The organism is Myxococcales bacterium, assembly GCA_016717005.1.
Classification (GTDB): Bacteria; Myxococcota_A; Polyangia; order Haliangiales; family Haliangiaceae; genus UBA2376.
On the sequence record JADJUF010000014.1, the window covers coordinates 77,238 to 95,427 of the forward strand.

Consider the following 18,190-nt stretch of genomic DNA (forward strand, 5'->3'; position numbering starts at 1 on the left):
TGCTACACGTCGGCCATGGCGACCCCGGCCGTGCCCGCGCGTTCCCGCCTCCGCGGACGCACCCTGCTCCTCCTCGCCGCCGGCGTGGTCATCCTGTTGATCGTGCCGACCGTGGTCGTGCCGACGGTGTTCTTCCCGCCGTCGCCGCCGAAGTTCTCCGACGACCTGGCCCTGCCCGAGTTCGCGCTGACCGACCACACCGGCGCGCCGTTCACGCTGGCCGGGCTGACCGGCCACGTCACGATCGTCAACTTCATCTTCACGCGCTGCGACACCGTGTGCCCGGTGACCACGATGAAGATGCGCACGGTCATGGACCGTACCGGCGACGAGCCCGACATCAAGCTGGTGTCGATCACCGTCGACCCCGTCCACGACACGGTCCCGGTGCTGGCCGCCTACGCCGACAAGGCCGGGGCCGATCCTCGCCGCTGGCGGTTCGTGCGCGGCGACATCGGCGCGGTCCGGGCGCTGGTCGAGCGGGCGATGACGATCGGCTTCGACACCGTCGGCCAGCTGCCGTCGGGCGCCCCCAACATCACGCACAGCGGCCACTTCGTGCTGATCGACGCCCGCGGCCACCTGCGCGGCTACTACGACTCCGACGACTGGGGCCGGGTCGAGACGCTCTTGCGCCACGCCCGCTGGCTCCAGCACCACCGCCGGTGATATCGGCGAGCCGGCCTGTTGACCCTCGGGCGCCCGGGGGCCGACACTGACGCCGTGGCGCTCGAAACCGTCCTCGCGCTCGCGCGGCTCGGGCTCGGGATCCTGCTCCTGTTCGTCGGGGCGCTGTGGCTGGGCCGCGGCTCCGAGACCCTGGCGCGCACGCTGGGCGTGCCGCCGCTGGTGATCGGCCTGACCGTCGCCGCCTACGGCACCTCGGCCCCGGAGCTGGCGGTGTCGACCGAGGCCGCGTCCGACCACCTCACCCCGATCGCGCTCGGCGTCGTGATCGGGTCCTGCGTCGCCAACATCAGCTTGATCCTGGGCCTGGCCGCCCTGATCGCCCCGCCCCGCATCGACGGCCAGCTCATCCGCCGCGAGATCCCGATCCTGATCGGCTCGGTCGTGGCGGTGCCGATCACGCTCGCCGACGGCGTCATCACCCGCCTCGAGGGGGGGATCCTGGTCGCGTGCGCGGTGGTGTTCACGATCCTGACGCTGGCGGTCAGCGGCCGCGACCTCGAGGACGCCGCGCTCGAGCCGCCGCCGGACGAGGACCGCCCGTCGCGGGTGTCGGCGCTGCTCGTCAGCGGCCTGGGCGTGCTGATGCTGGTCTTCGGCAGCGAGATGTTCATCGGCGGCGCCCGCGCGGCCGCCGGCACGTGGGGCATGTCCGATCGCCTGCTGGGCATGACGATCGTGGCGCTGGGCACGTCCCTGCCCGAGCTCCTGACCGTGGTCGTGATGTCGATGCGCGGCCAGGGCGCGATCGCGGTCGGCACGGTCGTCGGCTCGAACCTGCTCAACGTGTTCCTGGTCCTCGGCACCGTCGCGTACCTCAACCCGATCCAGGTCGGCGAGCGCATGCACGCGGTCGACGCGATCGGCCTGGGCGTGATCACGCTGCTCGGCATCGTGGTCCTGCGCGGCCGCCGCACCGTCACCCGCCCCGAGGGCGCGATGCTCATCCTCGCCTACGTCGGGTTCCTGATCGCCGCGGTGATGTTCTGACCGGCGCGCGCGGGGTTGGCGTAGGCTGCGGGCCATGACCCCCGATCAGTACCTGCAGCGCCAGGTGATGCCGATGCTCCAGCCCGGCGAGCAGGTGCTGCACACGGCCTACATGCGCCGCCAGCCCGGCCTGCTGGTGCAGATGCTGTTCATCGGCGGCCTGCTGCTGTTCTTGATCACGAGCGCCTACTTCGTCGTGCTCACCAACCGGCGGGTGATCCTGATCCGCACCAAGATGAGCTTCTGGAGCGGCGGGCCCAAGCTCATGAACCTCGGGGTCGAGCACTGGGACATCCGCAGCCTGCGCGGCTGCACCACCAGCGGCATCGCCAACAACAAGTCGATGACCTTCGCGATGCACGACGGCCGCAAGGACACGCTGCGGATCTCGCCGTGGAACAAGAAGATCGCCGGGACCGCCGCCTTCCTCGAGCAGGTGCCCACGCTGATCAACTCCGGCCAGCTGCAGCACCTGGCGATGGCCGGCGGCCCGTCCCCGGCGCCGCCGCTGGCCGCGGGGCCGTTCGCGCCGGGCACCCGGGTCGTGATCAGCGCGCCCGACGGCAGCCGCTACCCGGCGACGGTGATGACCTTCGCGCAGGACCAGTACCACTGCCAGCTCGGCGACGGCCAGGCGCACTGGTTCCCGGCGGCGAGCGTGGGCGTCGCCTGAGGCGCTGTGGCCGTGGGCTCCATCACAGCCCCGGGCGCGCCGCGCCCACCGCGCGCCGGCGGCGCCGCCGGACCGCGCTACCGTGACGCCATGGCGCCCGCGGCTCCGGTGACGATCGCGATCGCGCTGGCGGTCGCGGCCGCGACGCCGGCCGCGGCCCAGGTGGCCGCGTCGCCCCCGGTGCTCGACGGCGGCGGCCGCGGGTTCGTCGTGGTGCCGCGCGGCCCCGGCCCGGCCGCGGCGACGCCCTCGCACATCCTGTACGTGAACAACTGCTGGCCCGCGGGCTGCGTGGTCACGCCCGGGAACCTGACCGCGCCCGACGACGCGCGCGCCGACGTCTCGGCGATCGTCTCGGGCACCAACCCGCGCACGCTGCGGCCGTACAGCGGCTCGCTCGCCACCTGGCAGGCGATCGTCGCGTGCGTGCGCGAGAACTACGCGCCGTTCGACGTCACGGTCGTCACCGAGGATCCGGGCCCGGTGCCGCACTTCGAGGCGATGGCGGCCGGGCTGCCCGGCGACCTGGGCTTCCCGTCGGCGGTCACCGGCGTGGCGTCGTTCACCTGCGACGTCATCCCCAACGCGATGTCGTTCTCGTTCCTCAACCGTCGCCCGGCCGACGTCTACGACGCGTGCTGGACGATCTCGCAGGAGTCGGCCCACAGCTTCGGGCTGTCGCACGAGCTCCTGCCCGGCGACGCGATGACCTACGCGCCCAACCCGCCGCGCAAGCGCTTCGTCGACGAGCGCTCGTGCATCGGCACCCAGGGCTGCTGCCAGCCGGCCGCCGAGTGCATGTGCGGCGCGACCGAGCAGAACACCGTCGCCGCGCTGCGCGCGGTCTTCGGCCCCGCCCCGGCCGCGCCGCCGGCGGTGACGATCCTCGCCCCCGCGGCCGGCGCCGCGGTCGTGCCCGGCTTCACCGTGCGCGCCGAGATCATCGACGCCGACGGCGTCGCCGGCGCCGAGCTGGCGGTCGACGACGCGCCGGTGCAGACGCTCACCGGCGGCCCGTACGTGTTCATCGCGCCGGTGAGCCTGGCGCGCGGGCCGCACACGCTCGCGGTCCGCGCGGTCGACGGCGGCGGCGCCGTGACCACGGCCACCCGCGTCGTCACCGTCGGTGACCCGTGCACCGACGACGCCGCGTGCGCGGTGGTCGGCGCCGGCTACCGCTGCGTCGACGCCCGCTGCGTGCCCGGCGGCGACGTCGACGGCGGGCTGGGCGCGGCCTGCCGTGGCCCCGACGACTGCCTGTCGGGCCAGTGCGCGACCCGGGGCGACGCCAGCCGCTGCACCGAGCCGTGCACGCTCGCCCGCGCCGACAGCTGCGGCGAAGACTTCGCGTGCGTCGACGTCGGCGCCGACCAGGGCCGGTGCTGGCCCGAGGACGCGGCCGGGTGCGGCTGCGCGAGCGGCGACGACGACGCCCCGCTCGGCGCGCTCGGCGCGGGCCTGGTGCTGGCCGCGCTGACCCGCCGCCGCCGCGCCGAGGCCCGCCCGTGACCGCGCCCACGGCCCACGCGTTCGCGCGCGCGCTGGTGCTGGCGACCGACCTCGACGCCAAGCTGGCGTCGGCGCCGCCCGAGGTCGCGGTCGAGGCCGAGCCGCGCGCGCCCGAGTGGCTGCCCGGCCCCGGCCGCCCGCCCGGCCTGGAGCTGCGGCGCGGCCGCGACGTCACGGTGCCGCCGATCGAGGGCATGGGCGATCGCGATCAGCGGGCCCGGATCCTCCACGCCCTGGCCAACCACGAGCTCCAGGCCGCCGAGCTGTTCGCGTGGGCGCTGTGCGGGTTCGCCGACGCGCCGCGGCCGTTCCGCACCGGGCTGTGGAAGATCCTCGGCGACGAGCAGCGCCACGCCCGCGCCTACTTCGCGCGCGCCGCCGCGCTCGGGCGCGCCCCCTTCGACTGTCCGGTTTCCGGACACTTCTGGAACTACCGGGCGCGGCTGACCACGCCGCTGGCGTTCGTGTGCACGATGGGGCTGACGTTCGAGAACGCCAACCTCGACCTGGCCCGGGCCTACGCCGACGCCGCCCGCGCGGTCGGCGACGCCACCACCGCGGCGATCCTCGACGAGGTCGCCGACGACGAGGTCGATCACGTCCGGTTCGCGGCCACCTGGGTCGGCAAGCTGGCGCCGGGCGAGTCGATGCTGGCGGCGTACCAGCGCACGGTCGCGTTCCCGCTCGGCGCCAGCCGGGCCCGCGGGGTCGAGCTCGACGTCGACGCCCGCCGGCGGGCCGGCCTCGACGACGAGTTCATCGCCGAGCTGGCCGCGGCCACGCCGACCCGGCCGGGCGGCGGCCCCCGGGCGCGCGGGCCCCGGCGCCCGTGAGCCGGCTCATCGTCGGTAACCTCGACTGCGAGGTCGCGTGGGCCGGCGGCCCGGCGCTGCCGCCCGCGGTGGTCGCGCGGCTGGCGCTCCTGGCCACGACCCTGCGGGTGCTGACCGACGACGACGACGATCGCGTGTGGCTCCCGGCGCCGATCGCCGCCGACCAGGTGCCGCGCGACGGCGTGGCCCGGCCGCGGTGGCTGCACGGCCCGCGCGCCGACCTCGGCCCGGCGACCGCCTGGGGCGCGCACGCGGACGCGCCGGGCGCCGCCCCAACCGCCCCCGGGCCCGAGGTCGGCTGGCGCGACGCGCTCCACGCGCTGCCGCCGGCGTCGGTGCCGATCGCCCGGCAGGTCAACGATCGCCGGTTCGCGCTGGCGCTCGCGACCGAGCTCGGCGTCGCGCTGCCGGGCGCGCGGGTCATCGCCACGGTCGCGGCCCTGCGCGCCCACCTCGCCGCGGGCGGCGCCGACGCCAGCCCGACCGGCGCCTGGGTCGCCAAGGCCCCGCTCACCGCCGCCGGCCGCGACCGCGTCCGCCGCCACGGCCGCGCGCTCGACGACGCCACCGCGACCCGGATCGCGCGGCTGCTGGCGATCCACGGCGCGCTGGTGGTCGAGCCGTGGATGGCGCGCACCGTCGACGTCGGCCAGGGCGGCGTCGTGCTCGACCGCGACCGCGCGCTGGTGCTGCCGCCGCACCGCGGGATCTGCGACGCCGGCGGCGTGGTCCGGGCGCTGGCCATCGACGACGGCGCCGCGCTGACCACCGATCAGCGGGCGACCCTGGCGGCGGTGGTCGCGACGGTGGCGGCGCGGCTCGGCGCGGCCGGCTACCGCGGCCCGTTCGTCGTCGACGCGTTCGCCCACGCCGACGGCTTCCACCCGCTCGGCGAGATCAACGCGCGCCTGACCTTCGGCCTGGTCGCCCGGGCCTGGGCCGAGCGCCTGGGTCGGCCGATCACCCTCGGCCTGGGCGGCCCGCCGCCGCCGACCGCGACCGCGCTGGTCCACGCCGCCGACGGCAGCGCCGCGGCCTGGTGGGCGCCAGCCTGAGCGCGTGCCGGTGCGCGCGCGCGCGGGCGTGTCGCGCTGGGCCGAGGCCACCCCCGGCCACGACCCGACCTTGGATCGCGGCGTCAAGGATCGCGGTGCGACGCCGGGCGGACCCTCGACGAAGCCGAGCGTCGCGGCGCGTCCCCAGCGCTGGTCCCAGCGATCGCGGCGCCGGGCGCCAGCTCGCGGCGCGTGGCGAGCGTGACGTAGCCGATGAACAGCATCGACGCGCCGGCGACGAGCTTCTGCGAGATCACCATCATCTGGAACCCTCGCGCCGTGGTGACGCCGGTCCGGACCGCGACCACGACGGTCGCGAAGTAGGCGCCGACCAGCAGCAGGTAGGCGAGGCTCGCCGCCAGCCGCGCGCGCGGCGCGCCGTTTCGCCACGACACGACCGTGATGCTCGCGGCGTAGCCGAACAGCAGCCCGAACGCCGCGGTCACGAACGCGTTGTGCAGCGTGAGCGCGACGTTGATCGGGGTGACCGCGACCGCCAGGAACGCCGCCCCCGAGGCGGTGCCGCAGGCCTGGGCCGCGACGCCGGCGCGCCGCGCGCGCCCGCGGCCGAACGCGAACGCGCGCCACGTGCCCGCGAACGCGGCGAACGCGAGGCCGAGCCCGCCGAGCGCGAGCGCGAACAGGCCGGCGGAGACGTGGTTCGGTCGCCCGCCCCACGACCGGGTCGCGCCGAGCTCGCTGAGGAAGTTGCGGGTGAACTGGTAGCCACGCGACGACGGATCGGCGAACGAGCCCCCGGCGTAGGCCACCATCGCGATCGCGGTCAGGACCACGAACTGGATCGCGGCGTACAGCAGGAGCCCGGCGCGCCGGCGCGCGCGCGCGATCGCGGGGTCGACGTGGGGCGCGGTCATCGTCGGCGTCGATGGTAGCGCGCGGCTCGAGCCGACCGCGGAGCCCCGGGGCGGCGCCCCCAACCAGGGCCCGGGGCCGCGCGCGCGCGGGACCGGCGCGGCCCGCGTGGCGATCGCCGCGCCCGGCGCGCGCCGCGGCCGACGCTCACGCCAGCTCGTCGTCGTCCTTGCCGTCGCCGGTGGCCGCGTCCTTGTCGAACCCGAGCTTGGCCAGGCGGTAGCGCATCGAGCGGAAGCTGATGCCGAGCAGCGTCGCCGCCTTCTTGCGCACGCCGCCGGTGCGCTCGAGCGCCCGCGCGACCCAGGCCCGCTCGTACTCGGCCACCAGCCGATCCAGGTCGACGCCGTCGTCGGGCAGCACGACCGTCGCCGACGCCGCCTCGACCACGCTCCGGACCGCGGTCGTGCGCAGGCGCGGCAGATCCTCGACGCCGATCTCGTCGGACGCCGCCAGCGCCACCGCCCGCTCGATCACGTTCTCGAGCTCGCGGACGTTGCCGGGGAAGTCGTAGTCCTCGAGCAGCTTGAGCGCGGCCGCGGTGACGGTGATCGGGCGCCCGACCTCCTTGGTCTGACGCTTGACGAAGTGCTCGACCAGGAGCGCGACGTCCTCGCGCCGCTGCCGCAGCGGCGGGATCCGCACCTCGATCACGTTCAGGCGGTAGTACAGATCCTGCCGGAACCCGCCGCGCGCGACCTCGTCCTCGAGCTCGCGGTTGGTGGCCGCGACCACGCGCACGTCGACGTCGAGCTCGGCGGTGCCGCCGACCGGCTTGACCTTCTTCTCCTGCAGCACCCGCAGGAGCTTGACCTGCAGGCCCAGCGACAGCTCGCCGATCTCGTCGAGGAACAGCGTGCCGCCGTCGGCCTCGCGCACCAGCCCCGGCCGATCGCCGACCGCGCCGGTGAACGCGCCGCGGACGTGCCCGAACAGCTCCGACTCCATCAGCTCCTCGGGGATCGCGCCGCAGTTGACGGCGACGAACTTGCCCGACGCGCGGCTGCCCTCGGTGTGCAGCGCCCGCGCCACCAGCTCCTTGCCGGTGCCGCTCTCGCCGGTGATCAGCACGCTGGTGCGGGTCGAGTGGATCTTGCTGATCATCTCGAACACCCGCTGCATGGCCTTGGACCGGCCCAGCAGCTGGGCCATGCGCACGCGCCCGGCCACCTGATCGCGCAGCGCCGCGTTCTCGGCCACGAGCGCGCGCTTCTCGAGCGCCCGCCCGATCACCGCGTTGATCTCGTCGACCTTGAACGGCTTGGTCAGGTAGTCGTACGCGCCCTGCTTCATCGCCGCGAGCGCGGTGTCCGCGGTCGCGAACGCCGTCACCAGGATGACCTCGGTGTCGGGGTAGCGCAGGCGCGCGGCCTTGAGCAGGCCGAGGCCGTCGAGGTCGCCGGGCATGCGCAGGTCGGTGACGACCACGTCGGCCGGGCGGGCGTTGAGCGCGGCCAGCGCCGCCACGCCGCTGTCGGCCAGCGCGACCTCGTGGCCGGCGCGCCGCAGGCAGATCGCCAGGAAGTCGCGCATCGAGGCTTCGTCGTCGACGACGAGCACGCGTCCCATGCGGTCACTGTAGCAAGCCCGCGCGCCCCCGTCCGGCGGCGCGTCAGGCAATCCCGCCGGCCGCCTAGCGCCGCCGCGCGACCACGACCATGAACCCGCCCAGGTCGCGCGCGATCGGCCGGTCGGCCAGGAAGCCCTCGGCCCGCCGCACGACCGCGCCGACGATCGGGATCTGGTGCACGTACGACACCGGCGTGACGATCCGGATGCCGCGGGTGGTCACCCACTCGAGCTCGGGCGGCAGGTAGCTGGCGATGTCGGCCTTGGTGTCGTAGCGGGTGTAGACCGCCTCGTCGTTGGTCGCCGTCGACACCGCGGTGGCCGGCTTGAGCGCCTTGACCAGCCGGCGGATCGAGCGCGCGTTGTAGAACTCGGCCAGCACCCAGCCGCCCGGCCGCACCACCCGCGCCATCTCGCGCATCGCGGTGCCGATGTCGGCGACGTGGGCCAGGACCTTGAACGAGTAGGCCACGTCGATCGACGCGGTCGCGATCGGCAGCACCGTGGCCGAGGCCTGGGCCACGGCGAGGCCGCGGCCGCTGGCCTTGGCCAGCATGCCGCCCGACAGGTCGATGCCGGTCGCGGTGCGCGCGAAGCTGGCGACCCGGCCCAGGATCAGCCCGGTGCCGCACCCGACCTCGAGCACGTCCTGGCCGCGGCCGTAGCGCTCGACCAGCTCGACCTCGAGGTCGTCGAGCATGCGGTGGTAGCCCTTGCCGCGCTCGCGCTCGTACCAGCCAGCGAAGTCGTCGTAGTAGGTGCGGTTGTCGAGGGCGGCCATCGCGTGCGGTGCTTAGCACGGGCCCCGGGCGCGCGGCTACGTGCGTCGGACCAGCGACGTCAGCGGCACGTCGGGCGCGCCCGGGCGCGGCGCCGGCGCGACCCGCGGCGGCAGCAGCGTCTCGAGCTCGAACCGCACCGCCGCCAGGGCCGCGTCGGCGCCGGCCGGGGCCGCGAGCGCGCGGGTCAGCGAGTGCGCCGCCGACGCGACCACCGCCCAGCCCTCGAGCACCGCGCGGCCGTCCTGGTACACCGCGACCACCGCCGCCAGCGTGGTCGCGGTCGTCGCGATCGCGCCGGTGGCGCCGCGGGCCAGGGCCTCGACCTCGGCGCGGACCGCGGCGAGCCGATCGGCGGGCAGGTCCGGCAGCGTCGCGATCAGCGCGCTGGTCTCGACTTCGATGGCGCGGGCGGTCGCGGCGAGGTCCATGTCGTCCGAGGACTACCCTAGCAGCGTCTGCGCGGCCGCGGTCACCTCGGCCAGCCGCCCCTCGAGCTCGCGCCGACGCTCGGCCACGACCTCGGGCTGCAGATCGGGGTGCAAGGCCCGCGCGAGCCGGCGGTAGGCGCGCTTGATCGCCTCCCGGTCGGCCACGTCGTCGACGCCCAGGAGCCGCGCTGCGGCGGATCGTCGCGGATCGAGCGGCGCCCGGTGCGGCCCCGAGTCGTAGGCGCCGATCCCGGCCTCGACCAGCCCGCCGACCTGACGCAGAAAGTGCAGGAACGCGAGCAGCCGGAACCGCGGCGTCCGCGCCAGCGGCCACAGCTGATCGAGGCGCCGCGGCTGCGCCATCGCCGCGAGGATCCTGCGGTCGGCCTCGTCGAGCATCGCCGCCGGTGGCGTCAGCTCCGGCCGCACCGACAGGCGCGCGCCGGCGAGCTGCGCGGTGAGCGCCTCGGCCCGGGTGGCGTCGAGCTGCGACTCGAGGTGGCGGCGCGCCCACGCCGCCAACGGCACCGTGCGCGCCGCCGGCACCGGCGGGTGGACGCTGACGCCACCGTCGAAGCGCGCCGTCGCCGGCCCGATCCCGGCGAGCCGCGCCAGCCGGAGCAGCCCCGCGCGCGCGTCGTCGGCGCACAGCGAGCCGCGCCGCAGCACCAGCACCTCGGCCCGATCGCGCTCGTCGGCGATCGCCAGGACGCCGGTCGCCTCGTTGCGCCCCAGCCGGTACACCAGCCGGGCGAAGTCGCCGCGCTCGATGCGCTCGCCAGCGTCGCTCATCACCCCACATCTAGGAGCCACGCCCACCGCCGGGCAACTTTTCGGGCGCCGACCGTCGACGCCACCCGACGGCGCTGTCCCAAAGTTGCACAACCGAAGCGGTGACTTCGCGCCGATCCCGGCCCATCCTTGAGCTCGATGGCGAGACGTTCGCGCCGGATCCTCCCGTACGTCCTCGGTGTGCTGCTGATCGCCGCCGCCGTCGTGATGGCGCACCGCGGCTGGAGCTTCTACAAGCTGTCCCTCGAGGATCGCGTCGTCCACCCCGACTACCGCAAGCTGCGCCCGAGCGGCTTCATCGGCAACGGCTACGGCTTCGTCGCGGCGGCGCTGGTGCTCTTGAACCTCTCGTACCTGCTGCGTCGACGGATCGCGAGCACGCGCCTCGGCTCGATGCGCGTCTGGCTCGACCTGCACGTGTTCACCGGCGTGCTGGCCGCGCTCCTGGCGGCGTTCCACTCGGCGTTCCAGCTGCGCACGCCGATCGCGAAGACCAGCGCGGCCAGCCTCGCGTTCGTGCTCGTCACCGGGTTGATCGGCCGGTTCCTGTACGCGCTGACGCCGCCCGACGCCAGCCGGCTGCGGGTCGCGCTCGACGGGCTCGAGGCCGCGGCGCCCGGCGCCCGGGCCCAGGTCGCGACGATCGTCGACGGCCTGCCCGCGCCCCGCCTCGCCGCCAACGCGTCGCTCCTGCGCAGCGTCCTGGCGATCCCGCGCTGGCGCAAGGTCACCGCCCTGCGGCGCAGCGCGCTGCGCCTGCTCGAGCCGGCCAAGGCCGACGCCACCGTCGAGGTCCGCGCGGCCTGGCGCGAGCTGTACAAGGCCTCGGCGACCGAGGCGCGCTCGAGCGGGATGGCCGCGCTCCTGCGCAGCTGGCGCGGCCTCCACCGCTTCTTCGCGCTGCTGATGCTCATCGCCGTCGGGATCCACGCCGGCATCGCGTGGCACTACGGCTACCGCTGGATCTTCGGATGAGGCGCCTCGTCGTCGCGCTCATCGTCGGGCTGGTCGTGGTCGCGGCCGCGCCGCGCCGCGCCGCCGCGCAGCTCCTGTCGCCGGGGCCGCTGACCACCGCCCACGCCAACATCGACGGCGACAGCAACTGCGCCAAGTGCCACCAGTCGGGCCGGCAGGTGGTCGCCAGCCGGTGCCTGGACTGCCACCAGGATCTCCGCGCCCGCATCGACGCCGGCGCCGGCCTGCACGGCAAGCAGTACCGCGGCCAGGCGTGCGAGAACTGCCACGTCGAGCACATCGGCCGCAAGGCCAAGCTGGTGCGCTGGCCCGGCGGCGCGCCCGAGAAGCTCGACCACGCGCTCACCGGCTGGACGCTGACCGGCAAGCACCAGCCGGTCGCGTGCGCCAAGTGCCACACCAAGCAGAGCCCGCTGGGCAAGACCCAGTACGTCGGCGCCAAGCCGGCGTGCGCGAGCTGCCACAAGGATCCTCACAGCAACCGGTTCGGCGGCGACTGCAAGAAGTGCCACAACGACACCGCCTGGGGCGAGTTCGCCAAGGACAAGTTCGACCACGATCAGGCGCGCTACCCGCTCACCGGCAAGCACGTCCCCGTGGCGTGCGAGAAGTGCCACGGCACGCCGAGCAAGTGGAAGGGCGTCGCGTTCGCGACCTGCGACGACTGCCACGACGACCCGCACGCCGGCGAGTTCAAGCCCAAGCCGTGCACCGCGTGCCACCAGACCAGCGGCTGGGAGAGCGCGGCCGATCTGATGCGGTCGCAGCACCCGTGGCTGTCGCTGCGCAACGGCCACAGCAAGGTCGGGTGCGCGAAGTGCCACGACAAGGGCAACGGCAAGCCGCCGAGCAAGGGCAACGACTGCGTCGACTGCCACAAGGTCGTGCACAAGGCCAAGTTTGGCAACGCCTGCGGCGGCTGCCACAAGGCCATCAAGTGGATCGGCCTGCCCGAGCAGGTCGGCCGCGACGCCCACGCCAAGACCGCCTATCCGCTCGAGGGCATGCACACCCAGACCGCGTGCGCGCGCTGCCACCCCAAGGACAAGCCGGCCGCGGCCCGCTACCGCCAGCTCACGTTCGATCGCTGCGCCGCCTGCCACGCCGATCGCCACGCCGGCGAGTTCGCGGCGCGCGCGGCCGGCGAGTGCGCGGCCTGCCACACCGTCGGCGGCTTCGCGCCGACGACGTTCGGCCCGACCCAGCACGCCGGCACGGCGTTCGTCCTCGACGGCCGCCACCTCGGCACGCCCTGCGCCGGCTGCCACACCGCCCCGCGCCCGCGCCTGGACTGGACGCAGCCCAAGCGCGCGTGCGTCGAGTGCCACGCCAACCCCCACGGCGATCAGTTCGCGAAGGAGATGGCCGCGGGCGGCTGCGCGAGCTGCCACGCCACCAACGACTGGCACCAGCCGCGCATCGACCACTCGACCTGGCCGCTGCTCGGCGCGCACGCGACCACCGCGTGCGCGCGCTGCCACGGCGAGACCAAGGGCACCGCGGCCGCGGCGTTCCGCGGCGTGCCGCGCACCTGCGACGGTTGCCACGACGACGTCCACGGCGGCCAGTTCCGCCTGAGCCCGCCGGTGCGCGCTGTGCGAGGACTGCCACACCACCGCGCGGTTCACGTTGCCCGGCTTCGACCACACAGCGCAGACGACCTACCGCCTCGAGGGCAAGCACGCCGCGGTGGCGTGCGGCAACTGCCACGTCACCAGCGAGCTGCGCAACGGCGCCACCGCGGTCCGATACCGCCTCGGCTACCGCACCTGCAAGGACTGCCACGCCAACCCGCACCGGGAGGGCGCGAAGTGATCGGCCGCGTCATCATCGCGCTGGCCCTGGCGCTCGCGACCGCGGTCGCGCTGGCGGCGCCCCCGGCGGCGACCCCGCCCGCAGCCACCCCGCCCGCGGCGACCCCGCCGGCGGCGACTCGGCCCACCCCGCCCGCGGCCACCCCGCCCGCGGCGACTCGGCCCACCCCGCCCGCGGCGGCCCCGCCCGCGGCGCCCACGTCAGCGACCCCGCCCGCGCCCACGCCAGCCGCGCCCGCGCCCGCGCCGGCCGCGCCCGCGCCGGCCAGCGCCCACGGCGGCCTCGTCGACGATCTCGACTGCTCGGCCTGCCACACGCCGGCGGGCTGGTCGCTCGGCGGCACCGCCGGCCACGGCTTCGATCACGACCGCACCGGCTTCCCGCTGCGCGGCGCCCACGCCCAGCGGCCGTGCTCGAGCTGCCACCAGGGCAAGGGCCAGCCGCCGTCGACGTGCGCGGGCTGCCACCGCGATCCGCACCAGCAGCGGGTCGAGGGCACGTGCGCGGAGTGCCACACCGCGACCGCGTGGAGCGACACCGACACGCTCGCGCGCCACCGCCGCACGCGCATGCCGCTGACCGGCCGCCACGCGACCATCGACTGCGTCGCCTGCCACACCCGCGGCGAGCGCACCTGGACCGGCGCGCCGACCGACTGCTACGCGTGCCACGCCGCCGACTACCGCAACCCGAGCACCCACCCCGACCACGACGGCGATCCCGCCGACCCGACCCAGGCGCGCTTCCCGCGCACGTGCGGCCAGTGCCACCGCACCAGCGGCTGGAAGCCGGCCGTGTTCGATCCGACGATGCTGCCGGCGCGCACCGCCGCCGCCGCCGCCGTGCGCCACGACGCGTACTTCCTCCTGTCGAGCGGCCCGCACGCCGGCGTCGACTGCGCCAGCTGCCACACCGACCGTCGGCGCCTCCGGCGGACCCGCTGCGACGGCTGCCACACCGTCGAGGCGCTGCGCGGCGCCCACCCGACGACCGCGCTCATCACCCGGCGCACGGCCGGCTGCCTGGCGTGTCACCCGCGCGGGAGCGCGCGATGAGGGCCGCCCTCGCGCTGCTGGTCGTCGCGGTCCCCGCCATCGCGGTCGCGGACCCGATCGCGGTCACCGTGGTCGACACCGCCGGCGACGTCGCGTTCGTCTCGCCGGGGCGCGACGCCGGCGTGGTCGCCGGCGTGACGATCCAGATCGGCGCGCGCACGCTGACCGTGGTCGAGGCCACCGCCGCGACCGCCGCGGTGCGGCTCGACGGCGCGCCGCTGGCCGTCGGCGCGACCGGCGTGGCCGACGTGACGCCCGGCGCGGCCAGCGCCGCGGTGGCGCGCCTCGCGGCGCCGCGTCCGCTCGACGGCTGGCGCCAGCAGTGGCCGACGCCGACCCGCCCGGCCGACGCCCAGCACCCGGCCGAGGTCCCGCTCGGCGCCGGCGGCACCGTCGGCCGGCTCCACGCCGCGCTGACGCTCCACGGCGCCGCCGCGCTGGCGTCGTCGCCCTCGGCCGGCGCCGATCTGCGGGCCCAGGTGTCGTACCAGCTCGTGCGCGACCGCCCGCTCGCGGTCGACCTCGACGTCAGCGGCCGGGGCTACCTCGACGGCACGAGCGGCGCGCGCACGCCGGTGTGGGTGCACAAGGCCCAGCTCCGCTACGGCGACGCCTACGATCCGCGGCTCGCGCTCGGCCGCCTGGCCTGGGCCGCGACCGGCGTCGGCCTGCTCGACGGCGTGCGCGCGATGGCGGTGGTCGGCGGCGTCGAGCTGGCCGGGTTCGGCGGGGTCGTGCCCGATCCCATCGACGGCCGCCCCGACGCCGGCGCCGCGCGCTTCGGCGCCGAGGCGATCTACGACGACGCGACCGGGCCGTGGCAGCCGCGGCTGTCGCTGACGCTGGTCGGCTCGACCTGGCGCGGCGCCCTCGACGAGCGCCGCGTCACGGCGACCGCCGAGGCCAGCCGCGGCGCGCTCACGGCGTCGGGCTGGGCCGAGGCCCAGGCGTTCGCGTCCGACAACCCGTGGGGCGCCAGCGCGGTCGAGGTGACCGGCGCCGGCGCCGCGCTCGACTGGCACCGGCGCGGCCAGCGCGCGTCGATCGAGCTCGGCCTGGCGCGCCCCGAGCGCAGCCTGCGCCTGGCCGCGGCGCTGCCGCGCGACTGGCTGTGCTGGCGCAGCGAGGGCGCGGTCGGCGCCGACCCGGCGACCGAGGCCTGCGCCGGCGACGATCGCACGCTCGACGCGTCGGCCGCGGTCGGCCTGACCCGCGGGCCGTGGGCCGTCGACGCCACCGTCCGCGCCAGCCGCACCATGACCGCGGCGACCGTCGACGAGCTCGCCGCGCTGGCGCGGCTCGAGTACCGCCTCCGGCCGCACCTGCGGCTGGTCGCGGGCGGCGCCGGCGGGCGCGCCGGCTTCCTCGACTGGTACGCGGTCGAGGCCGGCGTCGCGCTCGACCGCGGGCGGCGCTGGGACGCGGGGCTCCGCTACCGGCCCGAGCTGATCGCCTACGCCGGCGCGCTCGATCGCTTCGTCTCGCACACCCTCGCCCTCGACGGCCGGCTGCGCGTCGGCCCCACGCTCGACGCCGCGCTCGCGCTCGCCGCCACCACCGGCGAGGATCGGGACGCCCTGGCCGTGCTCACCACCCTGGCCTGGAGGCCCGCGCCATGACCGCTCGCTCGCTCGTCGCGCTGTCGAAGCTCGCGCTCGTCGCGCTGCTCGCGCTGACCGTCGCCGGGTGCCTGCGCGATCACGATCCCGGCCTGATCCAGACCGGCGGCAACGACTGCTACACCTGCCACCACAGCGACTACACCGCGACCACGACGCCGCCGCACACCACCGACACCGCGCGCTACCACCGCGCGTGCAGCGACTGCCACAAGACCAGCGCCTGGCAGCCGGCGCTCGAGGGGCCCCACGCCGGGCGCTTCCGCCGCGGCGGCGACCACAGCGGCGTCGCGTGCCTCGAGTGCCACGACCCCGATCGCGGGCCGAGCGCCGGCGGCGCCAACACGATCTGCGCGCTGTGCCACGAGCACGAGGACGCGCACCACCGCGACCCCAACAACCCCAGCTCGTGCTTGCCGTGCCACCAGACCGGAGGCGGATGACCATGCGCGCCGCGCACCTGCTCACGGTGATCGTGCTCGCGGCCGCGACCGGCTGCCTCGAGCGCCACGCCAACACCGACTCGTTCGCCGACAACGACTGCTACGCGTGCCACCGCAACAACTACGAGCAGGCCACCGATCCGATCCACGTGGGCGACAAGCCGACCGAGTGCCGCGACTGCCACTCGACGATCGCCTGGCGGCCGGCCGGGCTCCACCCCAACGACCGCTTCCCGATCCGCACCGGCCCCCACGCCCAGGCCGACTGCGGCGCGTGCCACAAGCCCGCGCTCGGCGCGCCCCAAGGCGGCGCCAACACCGACTGCCTGACCTGCCACCTCGAGCCCGACCTGGTGGCGCCGCACGCCGGCGAGCCGACCTACGAGTACATCCCGGCTACGCCCCACACCCCGTGCCTGACCTGCCACCCCGACGGCCTCAAGCACGGCCACCCCGAGGACCGCTTCCCGATCGCCAACGGCCCGCACCAGCTGCCGTGCGCCGACTGCCACATCCGCTCGACCGGGCTGCCCGACTCCGGCGGCATGAACGTGACCTGCACCGGCTGCCACACCGGCGAGCACACGCGCGCCCGCGCCGACCGCGATCACCAGGAGGTGCGCGACTACGTCTGGAGCGACACCAATCCGCAGTTCTGCCGCAACGCGGCCTGCCACCCGAACGGACGCCACTGATGGGCGGCTACGTCGCGATCGCCCTGCTCGTGGCCCTGGCCGGCGTCCCGTACCTGGCGTGGACGTGGCTCGAGCGCCGCAAGCACCGGCGCGCGGTCAAGGTCCACGACGACATCGCCGCGCTCGGCGAGGACGCGCTGCCGACCTCGCTCCACCCGGTGATCGATCTCGACGACTGCATCGGCTCGGGCGCGTGCGTGCGCGCCTGCCCCGAGAAGGAGATCCTCGGCATCACCGACGGCCGCGCCCGGCTGATCAACCCGCTGGCGTGCGTCGGCCACGGCGCGTGCATGGCGGCGTGCCCGGTCGGCGCGATCAAGCTGGTGTTCGGCACCGCGACCCGCGGCGTCGAGCTGCCCAAGGTGAGCTCGACCTTCGAGACCAGCCACGCCGGCGTCTACGTGGTCGGCGAGCTCGGCGGCATGGGCCTCATCCGCAACGCGATCGCCCAGGCCCGCCAGGCCGGCGACGACATCGCCCGCTCGGGCCGCCGCGGGCGCGCCGGCGAGCACGACGTGATCGTCGTCGGCGCCGGCCCGGCCGGCATCGGCAGCGCGCTGGCGCTCATGGCCCACGGCCTGCGCGTGCTGGTGCTCGAGCAGGGCACGTTCGGCGGGACCATCACGCACTACCCGCGCGCCAAGGTCGTCATGACCGGCACGCTCGAGCTGCCCGGCTACGGCACCGTCCGCCGGAAGACCATGTCCAAGGAGGACCTGCTGGCGCTGTGGGACGACATCCGCCTGCGCACCCAGCTGCCGGTGCGCGAGGGCGCCCGGGTCGAGACCCTGGTCGGCGAGGGCGCGGGCTGGCGGATCCGCGGCGAGGGCCTCGACGAGCCCGCCGCCAACGTGGTCCTGGCCCTGGGCCGCCGCGGCGCGCCGCGCCAGCTCGGCGTCCCGGGCGAGGAGCTGGACAAGGTCAGCTACCGCATGATCGAGCCCGGCCCGTTCACCGGGCGGCGGGTCCTGGTGGTCGGCGGCGGCAACGCGGCCGCCGACTGCGCGCTCGGCCTCGCCGACGCCAAGGTCGCCGCCTCGATCGGCCTGTCGTACCGCCGCGCGGAGCTGGCGCGCATGCGGGCGTCGGTGCGCGACCGCATCGAGGCGGCGTTCGCCAGCGGCGCGGTGACGCCCTACCTCAGCACCGAGGTCGTGCGCATCACCGAGCACCACGTCGAGCTGCGCCGGGATCGCACGCTCGAGACGATCGACAACGACGACGTCATCGTCCAGATCGGGGGCACCCCGCCGACCGAGCTGCTGCGGACGATCGGGATCGAGCTGGTCGAGAAGTGGGGCGAGGCCTGACGCGATCCCGGGGATCTGCGGGTCGAGGCCCAGCGTGAAATCCCAGCGGGCGCTCCCAACTGGAGATCCCAACTGGAGCTCCCATCT

The 18,190-nt window shown here is 75.6% G+C and carries 17 protein-coding genes; 12 read left to right on the forward strand and 5 right to left on the reverse strand.

The genetic code is table 11. The features are described 5' to 3' along the window. The first annotated feature begins 15 nt into the window (after positions 1–15). The 6 genes from IPL61_14350 to IPL61_14375 all read left to right on the forward strand — a co-directional run bounded on the left by IPL61_14350 (position 16) and on the right by IPL61_14375 (position 5,747). Entirely contained in the window at positions 16–669 is a 654-nt protein-coding gene (locus tag IPL61_14350) for an SCO family protein (GenBank protein MBK9032467.1), read from the forward strand. 54 nt (positions 670–723) lie between these two features. Next, complete coding sequence (locus tag IPL61_14355; protein MBK9032468.1) at positions 724–1,677, forward strand: calcium/sodium antiporter; 954 nt, start codon at positions 724–726, stop codon at positions 1,675–1,677. Between the two features lie 34 nt (positions 1,678–1,711). After that, positions 1,712–2,350 (forward strand): hypothetical protein, encoded by a 639-nt coding sequence (locus IPL61_14360; protein ID MBK9032469.1) that lies wholly within the window; start codon positions 1,712–1,714, stop codon positions 2,348–2,350. A gap of 90 nt (positions 2,351–2,440) precedes the next feature. Further along, on the forward strand, positions 2,441–3,859 hold the full coding sequence (locus IPL61_14365) for an MYXO-CTERM sorting domain-containing protein (protein ID MBK9032470.1): 1,419 nt from the start codon (positions 2,441–2,443) through the stop codon (positions 3,857–3,859). Further along, positions 3,856–4,692 (forward strand): DUF455 family protein, encoded by an 837-nt coding sequence (locus IPL61_14370; GenBank protein MBK9032471.1) that lies wholly within the window; start codon positions 3,856–3,858, stop codon positions 4,690–4,692. Before IPL61_14365 ends, IPL61_14370 begins: the two co-directional genes overlap by 4 nt. Then, positions 4,689–5,747, forward strand: coding sequence for a hypothetical protein (locus tag IPL61_14375; protein MBK9032472.1), 1,059 nt, complete (start codon positions 4,689–4,691; stop codon positions 5,745–5,747). The genes IPL61_14370 and IPL61_14375 overlap by 4 nt, the downstream gene beginning before the upstream one ends. A gap of 83 nt (positions 5,748–5,830) precedes the next feature. Here IPL61_14375 and IPL61_14380 read toward each other — a convergent pair whose 3' ends face one another. The 5 genes from IPL61_14380 to IPL61_14400 form a co-directional block, all read right to left on the reverse strand. Continuing rightward, on the reverse strand, positions 5,831–6,622 hold the full coding sequence (locus tag IPL61_14380) for a hypothetical protein (protein ID MBK9032473.1): 792 nt from the start codon (positions 6,620–6,622) through the stop codon (positions 5,831–5,833). 145 nt (positions 6,623–6,767) lie between these two features. Continuing rightward, positions 6,768–8,189 (reverse strand): sigma-54-dependent Fis family transcriptional regulator, encoded by a 1,422-nt coding sequence (locus IPL61_14385; GenBank protein MBK9032474.1) that lies wholly within the window; start codon positions 8,187–8,189, stop codon positions 6,768–6,770. A 64-nt stretch (positions 8,190–8,253) separates the two neighbouring features. Beyond that, positions 8,254–8,970 carry a class I SAM-dependent methyltransferase gene (locus tag IPL61_14390; protein ID MBK9032475.1) on the reverse strand — a complete coding sequence of 239 codons (717 nt, stop codon included), beginning with the start codon at positions 8,968–8,970 and terminating at the stop codon, positions 8,254–8,256. A gap of 36 nt (positions 8,971–9,006) precedes the next feature. Then, positions 9,007–9,399 carry a hypothetical protein gene (locus IPL61_14395; GenBank protein MBK9032476.1) on the reverse strand — a complete coding sequence of 131 codons (393 nt, stop codon included), beginning with the start codon at positions 9,397–9,399 and terminating at the stop codon, positions 9,007–9,009. A 12-nt stretch (positions 9,400–9,411) separates the two neighbouring features. Continuing rightward, positions 9,412–9,762 (reverse strand): DnaJ domain-containing protein, encoded by a 351-nt coding sequence (locus tag IPL61_14400; GenBank protein ID MBK9032477.1) that lies wholly within the window; start codon positions 9,760–9,762, stop codon positions 9,412–9,414. Positions 9,763–10,329: 567 nt separating this feature from the next. On the opposite strand from IPL61_14400, the gene IPL61_14405 reads away from it, so the two are divergent. From IPL61_14405 to IPL61_14430, 6 genes are read left to right on the forward strand one after another with little or no spacing between them, the layout of a single operon-like run. Further along, positions 10,330–11,166, forward strand: a complete 837-nt coding sequence (locus tag IPL61_14405; GenBank protein ID MBK9032478.1) for a hypothetical protein — start codon at positions 10,330–10,332, stop codon at positions 11,164–11,166. Then, positions 11,163–14,036 (forward strand): hypothetical protein, encoded by a 2,874-nt coding sequence (locus tag IPL61_14410; protein MBK9032479.1) that lies wholly within the window; start codon positions 11,163–11,165, stop codon positions 14,034–14,036. Before IPL61_14405 ends, IPL61_14410 begins: the two co-directional genes overlap by 4 nt. Further along, positions 14,033–15,655: a hypothetical protein gene (locus IPL61_14415; protein MBK9032480.1), complete on the forward strand. Its 1,623-nt coding sequence runs from the start codon at positions 14,033–14,035 to the stop codon at positions 15,653–15,655. The genes IPL61_14410 and IPL61_14415 overlap by 4 nt, the downstream gene beginning before the upstream one ends. Continuing rightward, positions 15,652–16,098 carry a hypothetical protein gene (locus IPL61_14420; protein ID MBK9032481.1) on the forward strand — a complete coding sequence of 149 codons (447 nt, stop codon included), beginning with the start codon at positions 15,652–15,654 and terminating at the stop codon, positions 16,096–16,098. Before IPL61_14415 ends, IPL61_14420 begins: the two co-directional genes overlap by 4 nt. Next, positions 16,095–16,793 (forward strand): hypothetical protein, encoded by a 699-nt coding sequence (locus tag IPL61_14425; protein MBK9032482.1) that lies wholly within the window; start codon positions 16,095–16,097, stop codon positions 16,791–16,793. Before IPL61_14420 ends, IPL61_14425 begins: the two co-directional genes overlap by 4 nt. After that, positions 16,793–18,103 (forward strand): NAD(P)-binding domain-containing protein, encoded by a 1,311-nt coding sequence (locus IPL61_14430; GenBank protein MBK9032483.1) that lies wholly within the window; start codon positions 16,793–16,795, stop codon positions 18,101–18,103. The genes IPL61_14425 and IPL61_14430 overlap by 1 nt, the downstream gene beginning before the upstream one ends. Positions 18,104–18,190: the final 87 nt, after the last annotated feature.